This window comes from Streptomyces sp. AHA2 (assembly GCF_036857595.1).
Classification (GTDB): Bacteria; Actinomycetota; Actinomycetes; order Streptomycetales; family Streptomycetaceae; genus Streptomyces.
The window spans coordinates 101,824-123,223 of record NZ_JAUQWJ010000010.1 but is presented as its reverse complement, the minus strand read 5'-3'; the positions used below and the strand labels follow the sequence as shown (position 1 = coordinate 123,223).

18 protein-coding genes and 1 pseudogene are annotated in these 21,400 nt (G+C 72.6%); 12 read left to right on the top strand and 7 right to left on the bottom strand.

Annotated elements, in window-relative coordinates:
- Positions 1–99 precede the first annotated feature (99 nt).
- Positions 100–2,235 (bottom strand): glycogen debranching protein GlgX, encoded by a 2,136-nt coding sequence (gene glgX, locus Q5694_RS21485; protein WP_333934824.1) that lies wholly within the window; start codon positions 2,233–2,235, stop codon positions 100–102.
- A gap of 182 nt (positions 2,236–2,417) precedes the next feature.
- Here glgX and Q5694_RS21480 point away from each other — a divergent pair, with 182 nt between their 5' ends.
- From Q5694_RS21480 to Q5694_RS21465, 4 genes are all read left to right on the top strand, one after another.
- Positions 2,418–3,230, top strand: a complete 813-nt coding sequence (locus Q5694_RS21480) for a Tat pathway signal sequence domain protein (RefSeq protein ID WP_333934823.1) — start codon at positions 2,418–2,420, stop codon at positions 3,228–3,230.
- 56 nt (positions 3,231–3,286) lie between these two features.
- Positions 3,287–4,603, top strand: a complete 1,317-nt coding sequence (locus Q5694_RS21475; RefSeq protein ID WP_333934822.1) for a copper amine oxidase — start codon at positions 3,287–3,289, stop codon at positions 4,601–4,603.
- A gap of 132 nt (positions 4,604–4,735) precedes the next feature.
- Positions 4,736–5,977 carry an SAV2148 family HEPN domain-containing protein gene (locus tag Q5694_RS21470; protein WP_333934821.1) on the top strand — a complete coding sequence of 414 codons (1,242 nt, stop codon included), beginning with the start codon at positions 4,736–4,738 and terminating at the stop codon, positions 5,975–5,977.
- 127 nt (positions 5,978–6,104) lie between these two features.
- Entirely contained in the window at positions 6,105–6,827 is a 723-nt protein-coding gene (locus Q5694_RS21465) for a 3'-5' exonuclease (protein ID WP_333934820.1), read from the top strand.
- Between the two features lie 18 nt (positions 6,828–6,845).
- Here Q5694_RS21465 and Q5694_RS21460 read toward each other — a convergent pair whose 3' ends face one another.
- Entirely contained in the window at positions 6,846–7,709 is an 864-nt protein-coding gene (locus Q5694_RS21460) for a phosphotransferase enzyme family protein (RefSeq protein ID WP_333934819.1), read from the bottom strand.
- Between the two features lie 160 nt (positions 7,710–7,869).
- Here Q5694_RS21460 and Q5694_RS21455 point away from each other — a divergent pair, with 160 nt between their 5' ends.
- From Q5694_RS21455 to mgt, 5 genes and pseudogenes are all read left to right on the top strand, one after another.
- Entirely contained in the window at positions 7,870–8,814 is a 945-nt protein-coding gene (locus tag Q5694_RS21455) for a carbohydrate ABC transporter permease (protein WP_333934817.1), read from the top strand.
- On the top strand, positions 8,811–9,644 hold the full coding sequence (locus Q5694_RS21450) for a carbohydrate ABC transporter permease (protein ID WP_333934816.1): 834 nt from the start codon (positions 8,811–8,813) through the stop codon (positions 9,642–9,644). The genes Q5694_RS21455 and Q5694_RS21450 overlap by 4 nt, the downstream gene beginning before the upstream one ends.
- Positions 9,644–10,930 carry an ABC transporter substrate-binding protein gene (locus Q5694_RS21445; RefSeq protein WP_333934815.1) on the top strand — a complete coding sequence of 429 codons (1,287 nt, stop codon included), beginning with the start codon at positions 9,644–9,646 and terminating at the stop codon, positions 10,928–10,930. Before Q5694_RS21450 ends, Q5694_RS21445 begins: the two co-directional genes overlap by 1 nt.
- 368 nt (positions 10,931–11,298) lie before the next feature.
- Entirely contained in the window at positions 11,299–12,081 is a 783-nt protein-coding gene (gene erm, locus Q5694_RS21440) for an ErmE/ErmH/ErmO/ErmR family 23S rRNA (adenine(2058)-N(6))-methyltransferase (protein WP_333934814.1), read from the top strand.
- A 29-nt stretch (positions 12,082–12,110) separates the two neighbouring features.
- Positions 12,111–13,353 (top strand): annotated as a pseudogene (gene mgt, locus Q5694_RS21435) (macrolide-inactivating glycosyltransferase).
- A 156-nt stretch (positions 13,354–13,509) separates the two neighbouring features.
- Here the strand turns inward: mgt and Q5694_RS21430 are convergent.
- Positions 13,510–15,759, bottom strand: a complete 2,250-nt coding sequence (locus Q5694_RS21430) for an MMPL family transporter (protein WP_333934813.1) — start codon at positions 15,757–15,759, stop codon at positions 13,510–13,512.
- Positions 15,760–16,101: 342 nt separating this feature from the next.
- Here Q5694_RS21430 and Q5694_RS21425 point away from each other — a divergent pair, with 342 nt between their 5' ends.
- From Q5694_RS21425 to Q5694_RS21415, 3 genes are all read left to right on the top strand, one after another.
- Positions 16,102–16,650, top strand: a complete 549-nt coding sequence (locus tag Q5694_RS21425; RefSeq protein ID WP_333934812.1) for a DUF1697 domain-containing protein — start codon at positions 16,102–16,104, stop codon at positions 16,648–16,650.
- On the top strand, positions 16,643–16,846 hold the full coding sequence (locus tag Q5694_RS21420; protein ID WP_443040915.1) for a hypothetical protein: 204 nt from the start codon (positions 16,643–16,645) through the stop codon (positions 16,844–16,846). The genes Q5694_RS21425 and Q5694_RS21420 overlap by 8 nt, the downstream gene beginning before the upstream one ends.
- A 136-nt stretch (positions 16,847–16,982) precedes the next feature.
- Positions 16,983–17,792: a GvpL/GvpF family gas vesicle protein gene (locus Q5694_RS21415; protein WP_333934811.1), complete on the top strand. Its 810-nt coding sequence runs from the start codon at positions 16,983–16,985 to the stop codon at positions 17,790–17,792.
- A 19-nt stretch (positions 17,793–17,811) separates the two neighbouring features.
- Here the strand turns inward: Q5694_RS21415 and Q5694_RS21410 are convergent, their stop codons facing one another.
- Genes Q5694_RS21410 through Q5694_RS21395 form a run of 4 tightly spaced genes read right to left on the bottom strand, consistent with a single transcriptional unit; the run spans position 17,812 to position 21,368 of the window.
- Complete coding sequence (locus Q5694_RS21410; protein ID WP_333934810.1) at positions 17,812–18,552, bottom strand: sirohydrochlorin chelatase; 741 nt, start codon at positions 18,550–18,552, stop codon at positions 17,812–17,814.
- A gap of 5 nt (positions 18,553–18,557) precedes the next feature.
- Positions 18,558–19,454 carry an ABC transporter permease gene (locus Q5694_RS21405; RefSeq protein ID WP_333934809.1) on the bottom strand — a complete coding sequence of 299 codons (897 nt, stop codon included), beginning with the start codon at positions 19,452–19,454 and terminating at the stop codon, positions 18,558–18,560.
- Complete coding sequence (locus Q5694_RS21400; protein ID WP_333934808.1) at positions 19,441–20,229, bottom strand: ABC transporter ATP-binding protein; 789 nt, start codon at positions 20,227–20,229, stop codon at positions 19,441–19,443. Before Q5694_RS21400 ends, Q5694_RS21405 begins: the two co-directional genes overlap by 14 nt.
- Positions 20,230–20,234: 5 nt before the next feature.
- Positions 20,235–21,368, bottom strand: coding sequence for an aliphatic sulfonate ABC transporter substrate-binding protein (locus tag Q5694_RS21395; RefSeq protein WP_333934807.1), 1,134 nt, complete (start codon positions 21,366–21,368; stop codon positions 20,235–20,237).
- Positions 21,369–21,400 lie beyond the last annotated feature (32 nt).

Genomic DNA, 21,400 nt, shown 5'->3' with positions numbered 1-21,400 from the left:
TTCGTGCCTCCCGCGCCGCCGGGTGCGCCGCGCGTCGCCCGGACGAGTGGCTTCGTCCGGGCGACGCGGCGGCGGGGCGGCCCGCGGGCCGCGGTGCGGCTAGACGGGCCGGCGCAGCACCGTCATGCTCCGGTCGGTCAGCGTCAGCCGGTCCCCGGCCTGGACCTTAAGGCCGGTGTCGGCGGGCACGCCCTTCGGCCGGGCCGTGTCGACCACGACCTCCCACTGCCGTCCGTGGTTGACCGGGATCTCGAACTCCAGCGGCTCCGGCGAGGCGTTGAACATCAGCAGGAACGAGTCGTCGGTGATGCGCTCACCGCGCGCGTCCGGCTCCGAGATGGCGTTGCCGTTGAGGAACACCGTCAGTGCCGACGCCTGGGCCGAGTCCCAGTCCTCCTGGGTCATCTCCCCGCCCTCGGGGGTGAACCAGGCGATGTCGGACAGGTCGTCGTGGGTGCCCTCCACGGGCCGACCGTGGAAGAAGCGCCGCCTGCGGAAGACCGGGTGGTTGCGGCGCAGCCACACCATCGCGCGCGTGAAGGCGAGCATCTCGGTGCTCAGGCCCTCCCCGGCCTCCTCCCCCTCCTCCTCGGGCCACTCCACCCAGGACAGCTCGTTGTCCTGGCAGTAGGCGTTGTTGTTGCCGCCCTGGGTGCGGGCGAACTCGTCGCCGTGGCTGATCATGGGCACACCCTGGGACAGCATCAGCGTCGCGATGAAGTTCCGCATCTGCCGCGCCCGCAGCGCCAGCACGTCCGGATCGTCGGTCTCGCCCTCGGCGCCGCAGTTCCAGGAGCGGTTGTGGCTCTCGCCGTCCCGGTTGTCCTCGCCGTTGGCCTCGTTGTGCTTGTCGTTGTAGGCCACCAGGTCGTGCAAGGTGAAGCCGTCGTGGCACGTAACGAAGTTGATCGAGGCCAGCGGACGGCGGCCGTCGTCCTGGTACAGGTCCGACGAGCCGGTCAGCCGCGAGGCGAACTCCGCGAGGGTGCGCTGCTCGCCCCGCCACAGGTCGCGCACGGTGTCCCGGTACTTGCCGTTCCACTCGGTCCACAGCGGTGGGAAGTTCCCCACCTGGTAGCCGCCCTCGCCGACGTCCCACGGCTCGGCGATCAGCTTCACCTGGGAGACCACCGGGTCCTGCTGCACCAGGTCGAAGAACGACGACAGCCGGTCCACCTCGTGGAACTGCCGGGCGAGCGTCGCCGCCAGGTCGAAGCGGAACCCGTCGACGTGCATGTCCGTCACCCAGTACCGCAGCGAGTCCATGATCAGCTGCAGGACGTGCGGGGACCGCATGAGCAGGGAGTTCCCCGTGCCCGTGGTGTCCATGTAGTAGCGGGGGTCGTCGGTCAGCCGGTAGTAGCGCGGGTTGTCCAGGCCCTTGAAGGACAGGGTCGGGCCCAGGTGGTTGCCCTCGGCGGTGTGGTTGTAGACCACGTCGAGGATCACCTCGATGCCCGCTTCGTGCAGGGCCTTCACGGCCGACTTGAACTCCAGCACCTGCTGGCCCCGGTCGCCCCAGGACGCGTAGGCGTTGTGCGGGGCGAAGAAGCCGATCGTGTTGTAGCCCCAGTAGTTGTTCAGGCCCATGTCGACCAGGCGGTGGTCGTTCACGAACTGGTGGACGGGCATCAGCTCCAGGGCGGTCACCCCGAGCTCGGTGAGGTGCTCGATGATCGCCGGGTGCGCCAGGGCCGCGTAGGTGCCGCGCAGCTCCTCCGGGAGGCCGGGATGGCGCATGGTGAGGCCCTTGACGTGGGCCTCGTAGAGCACCGTGTGGTGGTACTCGGTGCGCGGGCGCCGGTCGTCGCCCCAGTCGAAGTAGGGGTTGACCACGACCGACGTCATGGTGTGCGGCGCGGAGTCGAGATCGTTGCGCCGGTCGGGATCGTCGAAGTGGTAGCCGTAGACCTCCTCGCCCCAGTCGATGGAACCGCTGATCGCACGCGCGTACGGGTCGAGCAGCAGCTTCGCGGAGTTGCAGCGCAGTCCGTGTTCCGGCGCGTACGGGCCGTGCACACGGAATCCGTACCGCTGTCCCGGCATGATCCCGGGCACGTACGCGTGCCGGACGAACGCGTCGCTCTCGCGGAGCTCGATCGCCGTCTCCGAGCCGTCGTCGTGCAGCAGACACAGCTCTACTCGGTCCGCGGCTTCGGTGAAGACCGCGAAGTTGGTTCCGGCGCCGTCGTACGTGGCACCGAGTGGATACGCCTCTCCAGGCCAGACCTGCATGGATACGACTCTTTCAGGTGTGCGGCGCCGGTGGGGACGCCTAGGTCCCGAGTCTCCCCGAAAGTGAGGGAACCTCCTGTGACTTATCTCCCTCTTACCGAGTGACCAGTGCATACGCGGTATGCCGAAACGTTGGGGCAAAACACATACTCCCGGAGCTGTCGGGGAGCAGGGGGACATACGTGCGCAGCAGAGTGCACCGCCATCTGGGCAAGGTGGTGGCCGGGACGGCCGTCGCGGTGGCCGGCACCGCCGTGATGATCGGGATCACGCTCCCGGGCACGGCGGGGGCGGACGACGCGCGGACCGGGGCGGGGCGGTCCGTCCCACAGGAAGCCGGCACGGACGGGGCGGGCCGGACGGTGCCGCCGGGGGTCGTCGAGCAGGCGCCGGCCGAGGGCGAGAAGGGCACGGGCCGCGACCCGCTGACCGACGACGAGACGGAACGGGTCGCGAAGATCGCCCTCAGCCGGCAGCTGTTCCGCAGCGGCGAGGGCGTGGACGGGGAACGGGGACCGCAGCTGCTCGGCGTCGACCTCGCCGAGCCGGAGGCGGACGAAGTGGGGGACCCGGCCGCGCCGCGGCGCGCCGACGTGACGTTCTACGACTACCGGGACGACACCCTCGTCACCCGGACCGTCGAGCTGGGCACCGGCACGGTGGTGCGGACCGGCACCCAGCGCGGGGTCCAGCCGCCGCTCAGCCTCGCCGAGAAGGCCGAGGCGGCAGCCCTGCTGATCGCCGACCCGCTCGGCGCGGGCCTGAAGGCCGACTACAAGGACGCCACCGGGCGGCCGCTGACCTCGCCCGACCAGCTCCGGCTCAGCGGTGCCGTCTACCGGGCCGCGCCGGGCGCCCAGCCCGCCGCGCTGGACCGCTGCGGCGAGCACCGCTGCGTCCGGCTGTTCCCGAAGATCAAGAACGGGCCGTGGGTCGACGCCAGGTCGATCGTGATCGACCTGAGCGCCCGCAAGGTCGCCCGGCTCGACCACTGACCCGCTCCGTCCGCTCACCCGTCCACCTCGCTTCCCCGGCAGGGAGTCATCTCGTCATGCGCGTGAACAGCACCATCACGGCCCGTACCCGCGTGGCCACGGGCCTGACCGTGGCCGCCCTGGCCGCCGGTGTCACCACCGGCGCCGGACCGGCCACCGCCCGCCCGCAGGCCGCCCCCGCACCGGCCGCCGACTGCAGCGCGGCCTACCGCATCGAGCAGAAGCTCTCCACCGGCACCACCTGGCGGATGTGCTGGCGCTACGACGGCAAGGCCGGCCTCGTCCTGGAGAACATCACGTACCAGCCCAGGGGGGAGGCCAAACCGATCAAAGTCCTCAACAGCGCCCGGCTCGGCCAGATCCACGTCCCCTACGACGACGGCAACGTCGAGTACGACGACCTGACCGGCTTCGGCTTCGCCCAGGGGCTGATGAACCTCGCCCCCGGCGAGTGCCCGGGCGGCACGATCAAGACGGTCAAGGTCCCCGAGTCCTGGAACGAGAATGCGAACGTCAAGGGCCTGTGCACCACCACCCGATCCCGCGGCCACGCCTACCGCATGCAGGGCGACACGGCGAACAAGGTCTACCAGACCGCGGGCAAGGACCTCCTCGTCTACACGGTGAACCAGGTCGGCTGGTACGAGTACATGTCCGAGTGGCGCTTCCAGGACGACGGCACGATCACCATGAACGTCGGCGCCACCGGCAGCCTCTCCTACGACGACTACGACGCCGGTGACGGCCGCGGCTGGCCCATCGGCAAGGGCGCGAGAGCCAAGGCCACCAGCCACAGCCACAACGCGTTCTGGCGGCTGGACTTCGCGCTCGACGGCTCCACGAAGAACACCGTCGAGCAGTACGACTCCACCGTCAGCGCGCCCACCCGCGGGCAGCGCGCCCCCACCACGAAGACGACCCGCACCAAGGTCACCAAGGAGCTGGCCGGGGACAGCAAGAACTACCGGTGGTGGCGCGTGGTCAGCGCATCCGGCAAGAACAAGGACGGACACGCGCGCTCCTACGAGATCGTCCCGGGGCCCTCCACCAAGTACCCGGGCCGCGGCTACACCAAGCACGACGTGTACGTCACCCAGTACAACAAGTGCGAACTGTTCGCCAGCCACAACCCCGGCAACTGCGGGGCCGGCGCCGGCAAGTCCGTCGACAAGTGGGTCGACGGGCAGACCCTGACGCACCCCGTGGTCTGGACGAACATCGGCTTCCACCACATAGCCCGGGACGAGGACCAGCAGCCGATGCCCGTCCACTGGCAGGGATTCTCCATCGCCCCGCGCGACGTCACCGCGATGAACCCCCTCACCCCGGCCGAGCTCGGCTGGCAGAACGGGCACTGGCAGCCGCGCAGATGAGAAAGATGCCGCCCATCCGGCTGCACCGCCGACCGCTCCCGGAGTACCCTTCCTTGATCGTTGGGTGGGGCCTCGGGACGTGTGACGCCGGGCCCCTCGGGAGTGCTCGGGGGAGCGGAAGGCGGTGCGCGGGTGGGCTCGGGAGGGCTGGAGCTGCCCCCTGGTGACGACGGTCACGAGGGGAGCTCCGCAGACGTCCCGCCCGCTGCCGTGTCCCTGGCGCGGCCGATGGACGCGGCGGGTTCGATCGGGCCCGAGCTGGACTGGGGCGCCGACGCCTGGCGCGAGGTCCGCACCCGGGCCCAGCGGGCCGGCCGGGCCTACATCTGGCTGAACCTCGTCGAGCAGCGGCTGCGCGCGGTCGTCGCCGCCGTCCTGCGCCCCGTCTACGAGCCCGTCCACGGTGAGGACTGGGTGGTGGCCGCCGCCGGTCCGGCCGGCCAGGAGTGGGTGCAGCGGGCGGTCGCGGTCCGCGAGGTGAGCCGCCGCAAGGGCTACCTGCTCGACCCGGCCGACGACAACGTGCTGTCCTTCCTCACCCTGCCCCAGCTGCGGGAGCTGATGGTGCAGCACTGGCCCTGCTTCGAGCCCTACTTCGACGACCGCCGCGACGTCGAACTGGCCCTGGACGAGCTGGAGGTCACCCGCAACGTCGTCTCCCGCAACCGCGCCCTGTCCGAGGCGGTGCTGAACCAGGCCGAGCGGGCCTCGGCCCGGCTGCTGGAGATGCTCGGTGCCGGCGGCGACGTGCCCTCCGCCCGCCGGCTGCCGGTCGACGCCGTCGAGGACCTGGTCGGCGACCGGTACGCCGACGTCGTCGCCGTCCACTCCGACCGGGTGCGGCTGATGCGGCAGTTCCCGGCGGAGGACATCTTCGGCGGCGCCCGCCGCCTCGACGCCATCGGCATCGGCCTCAACCTGCTCGTGCAGAACTTCTCCGGGCGGCGTCTGGTGCGGCTGGCCGAGTCCGGCTGCCGCGTCCGGCTGCTCTTCCTCAACCCGGCCTCCAGCGCGGTCAAGCGCCGCGAGCGGGAACTGGGCATCAAGCGCGGCGAACTCGGCCGGGCCGTGGAGATGAACATCCTGCACATGCGCCGGGTGCGCGCCCGGCTGCGCGACCCGGGGGCCTTCGAGATCCAGGTCTTCGACGAGACGCCGCGCTTCACGGCGTACCTCGTCGACGGCGACGGGGCGGACGGCGTCGCGGTCGTGCAGAACTACCTGCGCCGCACCCGCGGCATGGAGGCGCCCGTGTTCGTGCTGCGCAACAGCGGCAAGGTGGTCAAGCCGGGCGAGAACGACGAAAGCGGACTCTTCCCCACCTATCGCGAGGAGTTCGAGGTGATGTGGGCGGATTCGCGACCGGTGTCGTGAACCAGCCGGGCGGCAGCGGACGGCCCGAGCGGCCCGGCGGAAACGGAGCGCGCCCCTTCGATTGTCAGTGGTGCGTGGGAAGGTGGGGACCACTGGGGGAACGCACCACAAGAAGGGGGGCCCGCCCATGGGCTGGCACCGGGAGCTGCTGATCGGCTTCGACCTGGAGACGACGGGCACGGATCCGCGCGAGGCGCGCATCGTCACGGGGGCCGTGATCGAGGTCAGGGGCGGGGAGCCGATGGGCCGCCGGGAGTGGCTGGCCGACCCCGGAGTGCCGATCCCCGAGGACGCGGTGGCGGTGCACGGCATCAGCAACGAGCGGGCGGCGGCCGAGGGCAGACCGGCCGACCGGGTGGCGGACGCCCTCGCGGACGTCCTCACCTCCTACTGGAAGGCCGGCGTCCCCGTCGTCGCCTACAACGCCACCTTCGATCTCACCCTGCTCTCCGCCGAGTTGAGACGGCACGGCCTGCCGTCCCTGCGCGAGCGCCTGGGCGGGGCGGACCCGGCCCCGGTCATCGACCCGTACACCATCGATCGCCGGGTCGACCGCCACCGCCGCGGAAAGCGCAACCTCGAAGCGGTCTGCGCGGAGTACGGCGTCGTGCTGGACACGGCGCACGACGCCCTGGCCGACGCCCTGGCCGCCGCCCGCCTGGCCGGCGCGATAGCCGACCGCCACCCCAAGATCGCCACGCTCGGCCCGGCGGACCTGCACCACCGCCAGATCGAGTGGTACGCGCAGTGGGCGGCGGACTTCCAGGACTTCCTGCGTGCCAAGGGCGACCCGGCGGCACGGGTCGACGGGGCCTGGCCGCTGCGGGAGCTCGCCGGCGAACCGGTCTGAGCGGGCCGGGCCGCTCGTTCAGAAGGGATACCAGCGCACGGTCTCGTCCCCGTCGCGCAGGGACTTCACGCGCCGCTCGAACTCGGCCCGCGCCTTCGGGTTGCCGGGCGCGTGCTGGGCGACCCACGCGCAACTGGCCGTCTCCCGCGCCCCGCGCAGCACCGAACAACCCTCCCAGGCGCGCACGTCCCAGCCGTAGGTGCGGGTGAAGGACGCGTAGTCCTCGTCCGGGAGCCCGTACCGGTCGTGGGACAGCGCCATCACCACCAGGTCGTGCTCGCGCAGGTCGGCGGAGACCGTCTCGAGGTCGACCAGGACCGGCCCCTCCGGTCCGACGTGGACGTTGCGCGGCAGGGCGTCCCCGTGGATCGGGCCGGGCGGCAGTTGCGGGGTCAGGGCGGCGGCCTGCGCGGCGAACCCGTCCCGGCGGGCGCGCAGATACGCCGCGTCCGCGGGGTCGACGGCGTCCCCGGCGAGCCGCAGCCACCGTTCCACCCCGCCCAGCAGGTCCCTGGCCGGCAGTTCGAAGGGAGGCAGGGGGACGGCGTGCAGGATCCGCAGCAGTTCGGCCAGATCCCGCGGCTCGGCGGGCCGTACGGCGTCCGGCAGCCGGTGCCAGACCGTCACCGGGTGCCCGTCGGCCAGCAGCGCCTCCGGCTCGGCCGCCCGTGCCGCGGGTACGCCCGCCTCGGCGAGCCAGGCCGCGATCCGCAGTTCGCGCCGTGCCCGGTCCAGGAGTTCGGCGTCGCGGCCGACCTTGACGACCAGGTCACCCGCGGCGAACACCGCGTTCTCGCCCAGGGCGAGCAACCGCGCCTCACCCGCCGCCCCGGGCAGCACCCCCGCCCGGGCCAGTACGTCCCGCGCCCGTGCCTCGTCCATCGTCCGCCTCCGTCGTCGGTGCGGCGACCGCCGTGTTCCGGCCATCGCTTGCGACAGTGTCGCATCGGCACAGGTCGCGGGGCACGAGCGGTCCCTTGACGAGCCGGACGGCCTTCACGACCATGACCTGGCCGGCCGAGCGCACAGAGGGGCTGATTCCGTGACGTCCGTGAGCGAGGCGCCGCCCCCGGGCCCGCGGGCCGGCCGCGAGCCCGGCCGGGCACCCTCCCGGCGGGCCGTCGGCCACGGCGCCTGGTTCCTGGTGCTGCCCGCCCTGATCCCCATCCTGGTCCTGAGCGTCGGCCCGTTGCTCTACGGGGTCCTGCTGGCCTTCACCGACGCCCAGTCGGGCCGCACCCGGGCCACGCAGTGGATCGGCGCCCTCAACTTCCGGGACCTGCTGCACGACACGCTGTTCTGGGAGTCGTTCCGGATCGGGCTGGTGTGGGCGGTCGGGGTCACCGTGCCGCAGTTCCTGCTCGCCCTCGGTCTGGCCCTGCTCCTCGACCAGGACCTCCGGCTGCGCTGGCTGGCCCGCGCCCTGGCGATCGTCCCGTGGGCCATGCCCGAGGTCGTCGTCGGCGTCATGTGGCGGCTGGTCTACCACCCCGACGCGGGCGTGCTGAACGAGACCCTGCGCGACATCGGGCTGGGCGGCGGACGGGACTGGCTGAGCGGCCTGGCCACCGCGCTGCCCGCCGTGATCCTCGTCGGCGTGTGGGCGGGCATGCCCCAGACGACGGTCACCCTGCTCGCCGGCCTGCAGAGCACCCCGCGCGAACTCCACGAGGCCGCCGCGGTCGACGGCGCGGGCGCCTGGCGCCGCTTCCGCACGGTCACCTGGCCCGCCTTGAGACCCGTCGCCCTGGCGGTGACGGCCCTGAACCTCATCTGGAACTTCAACTCCTTCGCCCTGGTCTACGTCCTCACCAGCGGCGGCCCGGGCGGCCGGACCCGGCTGCCGATGCTGTTCGCCTACGAAGAGGCGTTCCGCTACGGGCAGTTCGGGTACGCGGCGGCCATGGGCTGCGTGATGGTGGCGCTCGTCTCGATCGCGCTGGCCGTGTTCCTGGCCGGGCGCCTGAGGGCAGGTGACGACACGTGAGGACCCGGACAGCGGCCCGCGCCGGCCAGTACGCCGCGCTGCTCGCCTACCTCGTCTTCCTGGCCTTCCCGTTCCTGTGGCTCGTCTCCACCGCGTTCAAGCCGCCGCGCGAGCTGGGCAGCCTGCACCCCACCTGGATCCCGCGCGATCCCACCCTCGGCAACTTCCGCCAGGCCTTCGACGAGCAGCCGCTGCTGCACGCCGCCCTCAACTCCCTGCTCGCCGCGGCCTCGGCGGCGGTCGTCGCCGTGCTGATCGCCACGCCTGTGGCCTACGTGCTGGCCCGGCGCCGCACCCGGCTCACCCGGGCGGTGACGGGCTGGGTCGTGGTCAGCCAGGCGTTCCCGTTCGTGCTGCTGATCATCCCGCTGTTCCTCGTGCTGAAGAACCTCCGGCTGATCGACTCCCTGCCGGGGCTGGTGCTGGTGTACGTGGTGTGGGCCCTGCCCTTCGCGCTGTGGATGCTCGCCGGGTACGTCCGGGCCGTCCCGCCCGAGCTGGAGGAGGCCGCCGCCGTCGACGGGGCCGGCCGGGTGCGGACCCTGGTGTCGGTGACCGCGCCCCTGCTCGCGCCGGGCCTCGTGGCGACGGCGCTGTTCGCGTTCATCACCGCGTGGAACGAGTTCTTCTTCGCGCTGGTGCTGCTCAAGACACCGGAGAAGCAGACCCTGCCGGTCGTGCTCACGCACTTCATCGGCGCGGAGGGCGTCGCCGACCTCGGGCCGCTCGCGGCCGCCGCGTTCCTCGCGACCCTGCCCTCGCTGGTCGTCTTCGCGATCGTCCAGCGGCGCATCACCGGCGGCATGCTCACCGGGGCGGTGAAGAGCTGATGCGCCCCCGCCCGCCGGTCCTCGTCCTGACCCTGGTCCTGACCCTCCTCCTCGCGGGCTGCTCCGCCGGCGGCCGGAGCGACGACGGGACCGTCACCCTCCGCTTCCAGTCCCTGGCCTGGCAGGAGGAGTCCGTCCGGGCCACCGAGGAACTGGTGGCGGAGTGGAACGCCACCCACCCGGACGTGCGCGTCGAGTACGTGCAGGGCAGCTGGGACAGCGTCCACGACCAGCTCCTCACCGCCTTCGAGGGCGGCGAGGCGCCCGACATCGTCCACGACGCCTCCGACGACCTCGCGGACTTCGCCTACGGCGGCCACCTCGCCGACCTCACCGGCCTGCTGTCCACCCGGCTCACCTCGGACATCCCGCGGCGCAGCTGGGAGACGACCACGTTCGGGGACGGCGTCTACGGAGTGCCGTTCCTCCAGGAACCGCGCGTGCTCATCGCCAACACCGCGTGGCTGGAGCGGGCGGGGGTGCGGATCCCGACCCCCGAACGGCCCTGGAGCTGGGCCGAGTTCCGCCGGATCACGGCACGCCTGAGCGGCCCGGGGAAGTACGGCGTGGCCTGGCCCCTCAAGGAGCCCGTCTCCGCCACGCTCAACCTCTCGCTGTCGGCGGGCGGCCGGCTCTTCCACCGCGGAAGCGACGGCAGGGTCACCGTGCGCTTCGACGAGGCCGACCAGGTCGTGCCGCGGACCGTCCACGACCAGGTGAACACCGACCGCAGTGCCTCGCCCACCACCCTGGGCAGCGGCGGCTCGGACACCCTGCCGGGGTTCTTCGGCGGCCGTTACGCCATGGTCCCGCTGGGCTTCTCCTACCGGCAGCAGATCGTCCAGCAGGCCCCCGAGGGGTTCGACTGGCAGGTGCTGCCCGCCCCGGCCGGCGCCGACGGATTCACCCAGGGCGTCAGCCCCCAGACCCTGTCCGTCGCCGAGGACTGCCCGCACAAGCGCGAGGCCGCCGCGTTCCTGGATTTCCTGCTGCGCCCGGACAACATGGTCCGTCTCGCCCTGGGCGACTGGATGCTGCCCACGGGCACCGAGGCCCTGCGGGACCCGGCGCTGCACACCGCCCGGCACGGCTGGGCCACCGGCACCGCCCTGGCCGGGCACCTGCGCCCGGCGCCCGCGCAGACGGTCCGGGGCTACCCGGAGTGGAAGGACAAGGTGGCGACACCGGCACTCCAGGAGTACTACAGCGGAGCGATCGGCCTCGACGATCTGCGCGAACGGCTGGAGAAGGACGGCAACCTGGTCCTCGCCCGGTACCAGCGCTGACCCCGGCGGGCCACCGCCCCGCCGCCCCGCGGGAGCCCTCCGCGGTCGGTACCGCCCCCGCTGCCACCTCCAGGGCCCGACGGGCGGGCGGTCGCCTCCCCCCGCTGTGGAAAACCCGTTGCCCGTCCGCCGGCCCCGGCCTAGCGTGCTGCCCGTGGGTATCAACGCCATCTCCCTCTCCGGTCACGGCCGGGGCTGCGCGCACGCCGCCAGGACGCGCCGCCGCCCCGGAGCCCTGACCGGCCCGGGGAGCAGCACCCGCCGCCGTTGAGCCACCGAGCCCGGCGTCACGCGACCTTCCTCCACCTGTCTTCCGGTCAGGGCCCTCGTCCGCCCTCCTCCCCTCCGGAAGACAAGGACCGCAGCCCATGGGCCGCCCCCTCACCTCCCCTTCCCGTGCGCTCTCGCAGAACTTCCTCGCCGACCGCGCCACCGCCGAACGCTTCGCCCGGCTCGCCCTCCCGCGCGCCGGTACCGTCCCCCTCCTGCTCGAAGTCGGCGCCGGCACGGGCGCGTTGACCGCACCGCTCGCCCGCCGCTGCGGTGAGCTGCGCGCGTACGAGATCGACCCGCGGCTCGTGTCCGTGCTGCGCGCCCGGTTCTCCGGCAGCCCGGGCGTGCGGGTCGTCGCCGGGGACTTCCTGGCCGCGCGGGCGCCGCGCACCGACTTCTCGGTCGCCGCGAACGTGCCGTTCTCCCGGACCTCCGACGTGGTCGACTGGTGCCTGCGCGCCCCCGCCCTCACCGACGCCACCCTGATCACCCAGCTCGAGTACGCCCGCAGACGCACCGGTGACTACGGCAGCTGGACGCTGCTGACGGTCCGCAGCTGGCCCTGCCACGCGTGGCGGCTGATCGGCCGGATCGGCCGGCACCGTTTCCGGCCGGTGCCGCGCGTCGACGCCGGGGTGCTGCGCATCGAGCGGCGGGCGGTCCCCCTGCTCGAGGCCGGCGCCCTGCCCGGCTGGCGGTCGCTGGTCGAACTCGGCTTCTCCGGTGTGGGCGGATCCCTGCAGGCCTCCCTGCGCCGGGCCCGTCCGCGACGGCGGGTCGACGCCGCGTTCCGGGCGGCGGGCCTGGACCGGGACGTCCTGGTGGGCGAGGTGGACCCGGGCCGGTGGCTGCGGTTGTACGAGGTGCTGGGGCCGTGATCGGAAACCGTGTCGCACGATCGGAAACCGTGTTGCACGAGACGTATCGTCTCGCCTAGGGTCTCCGGCATGACCCCTCGCGCGCACATCGCCATGTTCTCCATCGCCGCCCACGGCCACGTGAACCCGAGCCTGGAAGTGATCCGCGAACTCGTGGCCCGCGGCCACCGGGTGACCTATGCGATCCCGCCGGTGTTCGCCGGGAAGGTCGCCGGCACCGGCGCCGAGGTGAAGCCGTGGACCTCGACGCTGCCCTCGCCCGACGACGACCCGGAGGCGTGGGGGAGCACGCTGCTGGACAACGTGGAGCCGTTCCTCGACGACGCGATCCAGGCCCTGCCGCAGCTCGCCGAGGCGTACGAGGGCGACGAGCCGGACCTCGTCCTGCACGACATCGCCGCGTACCCGGGGCGGGTGCTCGCCCACCGCTGGGGCGTGCCCGCAGTCTCCCTCTCCCCGGCCATGGTCGCCTGGGAGGGGTACGAGCAGGAGGTCGCCGAGCCCATGTGGGAGGAGCCGAGGAAGACCGAGCGGGGCCGCGCCTACTACGCCCGTTTCGGCGCCTGGCTCGAGGAGAACGGCATCGCGCTGCACCCCGACGCGTTCGCGGGCCGGCCCGACCGGTCGATCGTCCTGATCCCCAGGGCGCTCCAGCCGAACGCGGACCGGGTCGACGAGAGCGTGTACTCCTTCGTCGGCGCCTGTCAGGGCGACCGCGCCGCCGAGGGCGGCTGGCAGCGGCCGGACGGGGCCGAGAAGGTCGCGCTCGTCTCGCTCGGGTCCGCCTTCACCAAGCAGCCCGGCTTCTACCGCGAGTGCGTGCAGGCCTTCGGCGACCTGCCCGGCTGGCACCTGGTGCTCTCGATCGGCAAGCACATCGACCCGGGCGCACTCGGGGACCTCCCGGGGAACGTCGAGGTGCACTCCTGGGTGCCCCAACTGGCCGTGCTGCGGCAGGCCGACCTGTTCGTCACGCACGCGGGCGCCGGCGGCAGCCAGGAGGGCCTGGCCACGGCCACACCGATGATCGCCGTACCGCAGGCCGCGGACCAGTTCGGCAACGCCGAGATGCTCCAGGCCCTGGGTGTGTCCCGGTACCTGCCGACCGAGGAGGCGACCGGCGAGGCACTGCGCGCGGCGGCCCTGGCCCTCGTCGACGACCCGGAGGCCGCCCGGCGCCTGAAGGAGATCCAGGCGGACATGGCCCGGGAGGGCGGCACGCGGCGCGCGGCCGACCTGATCGAGGCCGAACTCCGGGCGGGTACCGCCTGACGGGGCGTACCGAAGCGGGCCCGGCCGGCTTCCGGGAACCGGCCGGGCCCGCCGTGTACGGGCGAGCCGCTCGGACCTCTGCCGGCCGGGCCCGCCGTGTACGCGGGTGCCGGCCGGACCTCTGCCGGCCGGGTCCGCCGGGCCGTCGGGTGCCGTTCAGAGCTTGAGGGGTTCGCCCTCGCCGTCCCGTGCCGCCGCCCGCGCGACCGCCTGCGGCGCCTCGTCGTGCGTGAGGTCGGGCATCCGGTGCAGCCACTTCGGCAGGTACCAGTTGCGCTCCCCGAGCAGGGCCATGACCGCCGGCAGCAGCACGCCCCGGATGATCGTCGCGTCGATGAGGACCGCCGCCGCGAGGCCCACGCCCATCTGCTTCATCGACTGCATGGACAACGTCCCGAAGATGGCGAACACGGCGACCATGATGACCGCGGCACTCGTGACGACCCCGGCGGTGGTGACCACGCCGTGCCGGATCGCGTCCTTCGTCGTCAGGCCGCGCAGCCGCGCCTCACGGATCCGGGACACCACGAACACGTGGTAGTCCATCGACAGGCCGAACAGGATCACGAACAGGAACAGCGGCAGCCAGGTGATGATCGCGCCGACGCCCTCGGCACCGACCAGGGACGCGCCCCAGCCGTGCTGGAAGACCGCCACGAGGATGCCGTAAGCGGCGCCCACCGACAGCAGGTTCAGCACGATCGACGTCAGCGCGATCGTCAGCGAACGGAACGACAGCAGCATGAGCGCGAAGGCGAACACCACCACGAACGCGAACACCGGCACCACCGCCCCGGCCAGCTGGTCGTTGAAGTCCTTGGATCCGGCCACCTGCCCGGTGATCGGCGCCTCCAGCCCCTCCACCCTGCCGAGCGTGGCCGGACGCACCTCGTCACGCAGCCTGTCCAGGCTCACCCCGGCCTCGTCCAGGTCGGATCCGCCCACCAGCGGGACGTAGACGAACGCCACGTTCTGCGCGTCGTGCAGCTTGATCTCCACCGGACCGCGCGAGGCACCCGAACTGATCGCCCGGTCACGGAAGTCGGCGAGCGCCGCCTTCACCTCCGGCGCGTTGATGTCGTGCGCCCTGACCACCACCTCGGCCGGTTCGGAACCGCCCGGGAAGGCCTCGTTGAGCCGGTTGTACGTCTGCACGATCGGCAGGGAGTCGCCGAACTCCTGGTCCAGCGTGAGCTGTTGCGTCTTCATGCCGAGTGCGGGAGCCGCGATGGCCAGCAGCGCACCGGCCGCCACCGCCACGGACACCACCGGACGGGCCAGGACGCGCCGCAGCACCGCCGTCCAGAACCGGCTGTCCCCGCGGGCGGCCCGCTCGCGCCGGCGCAGGAACGGGATGCGGCCCTTCTCCACCCGCTCGCCGAGCAGCGACAGCAGGGCCGGCAGCACGGTCACGGACCCGACCATGGCCACGGCGACCACCATGAGCGAGGCCAGGCCCATCGCCTCGAACTCGGCGAGACCGGTGAACAGCATGCCCGCCATCGCCACGCACACCGTGACGCCCGAGACCACGATCGCCCGGCCGCTGGTCGCGGCGGCGATCCGCAGTGCCGTCTGCGCGTCCCGCCCGGCCTCACGCTCCTCACGCTCGCGGCGCAGGTAGAACAGGCAGTAGTCGACGCCGACCGCCATGCCGACCAGCAGCATCACGGAGTTGGCGGTCTCGCTCATCGGCATGACGTGGCTGACGACGCCCATCAGGCCCATCGTCGCCATGATCGCGGTGACGGCGAGCGCCACCGGCAGCAGCGCGGCGACCAGCGCCCCGAACGCGATGAGCAGGATGCCGAGCGCGACGGGCACCGCCGAGTACTCGGCCTTCTTGAAGTCGTCGCCGAACGCGTCGTCGAACGTCTTCATCATGCTGGCGCCGCCGATCTCCTCGATCCGCACCGACGCGTGGTCCTCCTGCACCCCCTCGACGGCCTCCAGCACCGGCTCGACCCGCTCGCCGGCGGTGTCGGACGGGCCGCGCATGTCGAACTGCACGAGCGCGCTGCGCCCGTCCTTCGATATCGTCCTCGCCTCGTAGGGGGAGGTGACGTCGGTGACCCGGCCGGTGCCCTCCACGGCCTTCACGACCGCCGTGACGGCGTCGCGGAACTCGGCGTCCGTCGCCTTGAGATCGCCGCCCCTGGCCTGGATCAGGACGCTCTCGCCGGCCGGTTCCTCGATGCCGGCGTCCTCGACGATCCGCGCGGCGGTGTGCGTCTCGCCCTTCAGCTGGTCGCTGTCCTTGACGTCGACCCGGCCGGCCGCCGAACCGAGTCCCATCGCCAGGACGACGAACAGGACCCAGATGCCGACCGCGGCCCATCGGTGCCGGGCGCTCCAGCCGCCGGCCCGGGCGGCGAACCCCCGCACCCGTGTTTCTCCGTTCCCCATGACGGGTCTGCCCCCTCGTGCCTCGGCGGCGGCCCCCTGCCGCCCGCTCCCGTCTCGAAACTAGGGGCCGGGCAAGACCATCTCGTCGTGCTGACCGGTGAAGTGGCGGGACGGGCCTCCTCCCCGTGGACCGAGCCGTCTCCCCACTGGGGAGGACCCGCAGAGACCGTGGTCCCTTACACCTACCGGGCACGCGTCCCGGCCGCCGGGGTGTGTGGATCCTGGGCATACGGTTGTGCCGCGCGGTGACCCGTGAGTAATTTCGGGGACCGGGCAGCCGCCCGCCCGCCCGGCCGTCGTGCCCGCCCCCACGGGGCACGACGGCCGCCATAGGGTGAGCGGATGACGACGACTTACGCGGCCCTGCTGCGCGGAATCAACGTGGGCGGCGGCCGGAAGGTCCCGATGGCCGACCTGCGCGCGCTCCTGACGGACCTGGGCCACGGCGACGTACGCACGTACCTCCAGAGCGGCCAGGCAGTGTTCTCCTGCGCGCACGGCGACGAGGAGTCGCTGGCCGCCGGGATCGCGCAGGCCGTCGAGCAGCACTTCGGATTCGGCGTCGACGTGATCGTGCGCGACCACGCCTACCTGAGGGCGATCGCCGAAGGCTGCCCCTTCCCGGCCGCCGACCTGGAGCCGAAACAGCTCCACGTCACCTACTTCTCCGCACCCGTCACGCCCGACCGCTTCGCCGGAATCGACCGGGCCGCCCACCTCCCGGAGGAGTTCCGCCTCGGCGACCGCGCCCTGTACCTGTACGCCCCGGACGGCCTGGGCCGCTCGAAACTGGCCGATCAACTGGCCAGGCCCCGCATCACCCGGGGCCTGGTCGCCACGACCCGCAACTGGAACACCGTGCTCAAACTGGTGGAGATGACGGATGACTGAGCACGGCCCCGACATCCGGCCGGCCGTCACGACCGGCATGCGCGGTGTGCAACTCGCCCCGGACCTGGACCACCTCCTGTACGACACGGAGCACGACGGCCCCCGTGCGCACCGCAGTTCGCTGTGGCGGCGGACGGACGGCGCGTGGCGGCTCTCCTTCCACCAGGCGACCCCGTACGGCCCGCCGGCCGGATGACCCGGCGGGCCGGCTCACCGCCCCCGCGGGCCGCGTGAACAGGCGGGTCACCGCAGCCGTACCTACGGGCGACGGACGGTACGGATACGGAGTCTCGCCAGAGGGAGCGCACGGCCGGCGACAGGAGCCCGCAGTCATGACCGACACCCACCTCGTCTACGCCTACGCGGTCCTGCGCCGCACCCCCGAGGCCGCCGCCGCGGCGGCGCATCTGCGCGGCGTCGCCGGAGAGCCGGTCCGCCTGGTGCATCCGGCGACCGACGCCTCGGCCCTGTCCTTCGCCGTCGGCCCGGTACCGGCCGGCGACTACGGCGAGACCCCCCTCCAGGCCCATCTGGACGACCTGGACTGGCTGGAGTCCACAGTGCGCTCCCACCACGGCGTGGTGGCGGGCCTCGTCGCCGCCGGCACGGCCGTCCTGCCCCTGCGCCTCGCCACGGTCTACCCCGACGAGCACAGCGCCCGGCAGGCCCTCGACACCCGCCGCGACTACTTCCTCTCCCTGCTGGCCCGCCTCACCGGGCACGTCGAACTCGGCGTCAAGATCTACGCCGACTCGGACCTCGCCCCGCCGGGGACCACCCCGGCGAGCGCGCACGGGACGGCGTCGGGACTGGGCGTGGGCCGGGCCTACCAGGCCATCCGCCGCCGCAGACAGCGCCGGTCCGAGGAGGCCTGGCACGCGGTCACCCGGGGTGCCGCCCGCCTCACCGAGACCGCCGGCGTCCTCTCCGTCGACCGTGTCTCCCACACCCCCGAACGGACCGGTCCGGCGGGCAACGGCACGACCCTGGGCAACGACGCCTACCTCGTCCCCAGGGACCGTGCCGACGCCTTCCGCACGGGCGTCCTCGCCGTCGCCCGGGGCATCCCCGGACTGCGGGTGGAGGTCACCGGCCCCTGGGCGCCGTACTCCTTCGCCCTCCAGCCGGAACCCGCACCGTGACGCCGCTCGCGACGGCGGCTCAGGCGCTGGCGGCCCGCAACGCCGGTACCCGCGCCGCCTCGTAGCGCTCCAGCACCACCCGCGCGACCTCGGGCGCCGGACCCAGGACGTCCGCGAGGACGTCCGCGTCCGCCGCGCCCCGGGCGATCCGGTCGGGCAGGAAGCCGGGGGCCAGGACGTAGGGGGCGACGGCCACCCGGGAACAGCCCAGGGCGCGCAGTTCGCGGACCGCGTCCTCGGTACGGGGCAGGGAGGCGGAGGCGAACGCGGGCCGCACGGCGCACCAGCCGGTGTGCCGCCACTCCCGCGCGATGGTCGCGATCACCGCGTTCGCCTCCGGGTCGGAGGACCCCGCCGAGGCCAGCACGACCCCGGTCGAGGACTTGTCGGCGGGCGTCAGACCCGCCTCGTACAGCCGCCGCTCCAGGGCCGCGAGCAGCAGCGGGGAGGGGCCGAGGACCTCCGCCTGGCGGATGCGCAGCCGCGCGGGAGCCTCCGCCAGGACCGCCGGGATGTCCGCCTTGGCGTGGAAGGCCCGGGTGAGCAGCAGGGGCAGCGCCACGACGTCGCGTACGCCCTGCACCGCCAGGGACTCCAGCACCCCCTGCACGGACGGCACGTTGAAGTCCAGGAAGCCCGTCTCCACCCGCACACCGGGACGCAGCACGCGCACCCGGCGCACCAGGGCGTGCACGGTCGCGGCGTGCCGCGGGTCGCGGCTGCCGTGGGCGATGACGAGGAGGACGGGCGGCTGGATCATGTCCCTCACTTCACCAGCAGGCCGCGGCTGCGCAGCACCCACCGCTCCAGCGGACTGAAGATCAGCAGGTCGATGGCGATGCCGACGATCAGGATGAGCAGGATGGCCTCGAACACCATGGCCATGTCGCTGGCGTTGCGGCCGTTCTCCAGCAACTGGCCCAGTCCGACGCCCAGATCGGGGAAGGAGGCGATGATCTCGGCCGCCATCAGCGAGCGCCAGGAGAACGCCCAGCCCTGCTTCAGCCCGGCCACGTAACCGGGCAGGGCCGCGGGCAGGACGATGTGCCAGGTGCCCTTCAGGCCGGTGGCACCGAGGGTGCGGCCCGCGCGCAGGAACAGCGGCGGCACCTGGTCCACGCCCGACACCAGACCGTTGGCGATCGAGGGGACCGCGCCGAGCAGGATCACCGCGTACATCATCGAGTTGTTCAGGCCCAGCCAGATGACCGCCGGCGGCACCCAGGCGACCGACGGCAGGGACTGCAGGCCGGACAGGATCGGTCCGATGGCCGCCCGGACGAACCTCACCCGGGCGACGAGCAGGCCCAGCGGGGTGCCGATCACCAGGGCCAGGCAGAAACCGAGCAGGCCGCGCGAGACGCTGGTCCAAATGTAGCCGAGCAGTTCGCCCTCGAGCCACGCGGTGTGCACCACGTCCCACACGGCGGACGGTGCGGGCAGCTTGGTCGGATCGTCGACGATCCCGAAGGAGACCAGCGCCTGCCAGACGGCCAGCACCAGCGCCACGGCGAGCACCGGCGGCAGGATCTTCTCGGTGAGGGTCTGCCGGAACGGCCTCCTGCGGCCGGTCTGCACCGTCTCCAGTGCGTCCAGGCCCGCCTCCAGCCCGGCGAGATCGCTGCCGTCCTTGTTGACGGTCGTCGCATCAGTGCTGGCCATGGCGGCGGATCTCCCCACGCAGTTCTTCGGTGATCTCGACGGACAGTTCCGCGACGGCGGTGTCCTCGATGCGGCGCGGATGCGCGATGTCCACCGTCCACTCGCGTGCGATCCGTCCCGGGCGGGAGGACAGCAGCACCACGCGCTGCGCGAGGCGGACCGCCTCGCGCACGTTGTGCGTGACGAACAGCACCGACAGCCGCGTCTCGCGCCAGATGCGGGTCAGCTCGTCGTGCAGCACGTCCCGGGTGATGGCGTCCAGCGCCGCGAACGGCTCGTCCATCAGCAGCAGCCTGCTCTCCTGGGCGAGGGCCCGGGCCAGCGCGACCCGCTGGCGCATCCCGCCGGACAGTTCGTGGACGCGCTTGCCGTGGGCGCCCTTCAACCGGACCAGTTCCAGCAGTTCCTCGGCCCGCTCCCGGCGCTCCGCCTTCGCCACGCCCCGCAGCTTCAGGGCGAGTTCGATGTTCTTGCCCGCGGTCAGCCACGGGAACAGGGCGTGCTCCTGGAACATCAGCGCAGGGCGGCCGTCCGTGGTGATCTCGCCGGCGGTGGGCCGGTCCAGGCCCGCCACCAGGTTGAGCAGGGTGGACTTGCCGCAGCCGGAGGCACCCAGAAGGGTGACGAACTCCCCGGGCGCGACGTCGAGGGTGATGTCGTCGAGGACGAGCTGCTGTCCGGCGGGGCCCGCGAACGACTTCGAGACGTGCTCGATCCGTGCGGCGTGAGTGGCCGCCTCGGTGCCGTCGGCGGCCTTGGCGAGGGTCGTGGCCATGGTCGTCACCTCCTGGGAGTGTTCGGGATGCGGGCTCGGCTCGCGCCGAGACCGGCGTCGTCGACCGTGGGCTCGCCCTCGGCCCGGAGGACCTCGTTCAGCGGCGCGAGGTCGTAGATGCCCTTCAGGTCCGGCTTCCGCAGCAGGCCCGCCTGCACGGCGTGCTCCGCCTGGGTGCCGAGAGTGGAGGCCAGCGGATCGTCCGTGAACCGGATGGACTTCCACGCCGGGTCCAGCACGTCGGCGGGCAGGGCCTTGCCGGAGTCCTGCGCGAGCCGCTGGTTGGCCGCCTTCTTGGCCGCTTCCGGGTGGGCGTTGATCCATTTGTTGGTGGTGACCGAACCCCTGAGCACGGCCTCGACCACCTTCGGGTGCTCCGCCAGGAAGTCCTGCCGCACGATGATGTTCGTGATGACGAACTTCCCGTCCGGCCACAGGCTCGACTCGTCCAGCAGCACCCGGCCGCCCTCGGCGACGAGCTTCGACGCGGTCGGCTCCGGCACCCACGCGCCGTCGATCGAACCGGACGCGAAGGCGCCCGGGATGACCTTGTTGTCGCTGCGGACGACCGTGACGTCGCCCTTGCCGCTGTGCGGGTCGACCTTCCAGCCCTGCTCCGCGACCCAGTTGAGGAACGCCACGTCCTGCGTGTTGCCCAGCTGCGGGGTGGCGATCCGCTTGCCCTCGACGTCCCTCAGGTCCTCGACCTTGTCCGGGTTCACCACCAGCTTCACTCCGCCGGAGGCCGAACCGCCGACGATGCGGAGGTTCCTGCCGCCCGACTTGGTGTAGCCGTTGACGGCGGGGGAGGGGCCGATCCAGCCGATGTCGATGGACCCGGAGTTGAGCGCCTCGATCTCGGAGGGCCCGGCGTTGAAGACGGCCGGCTCGGCCAGGGTGGCGCCGAGTTCCTTCTGGAAGAAGCCCTTCTGCATGCCCACCAGGGCGGTGCCGTGGGTCAGGTTGCCGAAGTAACCGATCTTGACGCTGTCGAGACCGTCGATCTTCTTCGCCCCGGCGGCGACCCGGGCGGCGCCGTCGTCCTTGGCCTGCGAGCCGTAGCCGCAGGCGGCCAGGGCGAGCAGGGGCAGCGCGGCCAGGACCGCGAGGCCGCGGCGCGGCGCGGATGGTGCAGGCACGGGAGGTGGTCCTCTCGGAGGCCCGGCGGTCA

Bases quoted from the DNA above. Each gene is read 5' to 3' on its own strand.
- glgX (WP_333934824.1), bottom strand. From the start codon at position 2,235: ATGCAGGTCTGGCCTGGAGAGGCGTATCCACTCGGTGCCACGTACGAC.
- Q5694_RS21475 (WP_333934822.1), top strand. From the start codon at position 3,287: ATGCGCGTGAACAGCACCATCACGGCCCGTACCCGCGTGGCCACGGGC.
- Q5694_RS21465 (WP_333934820.1), top strand. From the start codon at position 6,105: ATGGGCTGGCACCGGGAGCTGCTGATCGGCTTCGACCTGGAGACGACG.
- Q5694_RS21460 (WP_333934819.1), bottom strand. From the start codon at position 7,709: ATGGACGAGGCACGGGCGCGGGACGTACTGGCCCGGGCGGGGGTGCTG.
- Q5694_RS21445 (WP_333934815.1), top strand. From the start codon at position 9,644: ATGCGCCCCCGCCCGCCGGTCCTCGTCCTGACCCTGGTCCTGACCCTC.
- erm (WP_333934814.1), top strand. From the start codon at position 11,299: ATGGGCCGCCCCCTCACCTCCCCTTCCCGTGCGCTCTCGCAGAACTTC.
- Q5694_RS21430 (WP_333934813.1), bottom strand. From the start codon at position 15,759: ATGGGGAACGGAGAAACACGGGTGCGGGGGTTCGCCGCCCGGGCCGGC.
- Q5694_RS21425 (WP_333934812.1), top strand. From the start codon at position 16,102: ATGACGACGACTTACGCGGCCCTGCTGCGCGGAATCAACGTGGGCGGC.
- Q5694_RS21420 (WP_443040915.1), top strand. From the start codon at position 16,643: ATGACTGAGCACGGCCCCGACATCCGGCCGGCCGTCACGACCGGCATG.
- Q5694_RS21415 (WP_333934811.1), top strand. From the start codon at position 16,983: ATGACCGACACCCACCTCGTCTACGCCTACGCGGTCCTGCGCCGCACC.
- Q5694_RS21410 (WP_333934810.1), bottom strand. From the start codon at position 18,552: ATGATCCAGCCGCCCGTCCTCCTCGTCATCGCCCACGGCAGCCGCGAC.
- Q5694_RS21405 (WP_333934809.1), bottom strand. From the start codon at position 19,454: ATGGCCAGCACTGATGCGACGACCGTCAACAAGGACGGCAGCGATCTC.
- Q5694_RS21400 (WP_333934808.1), bottom strand. From the start codon at position 20,229: ATGGCCACGACCCTCGCCAAGGCCGCCGACGGCACCGAGGCGGCCACT.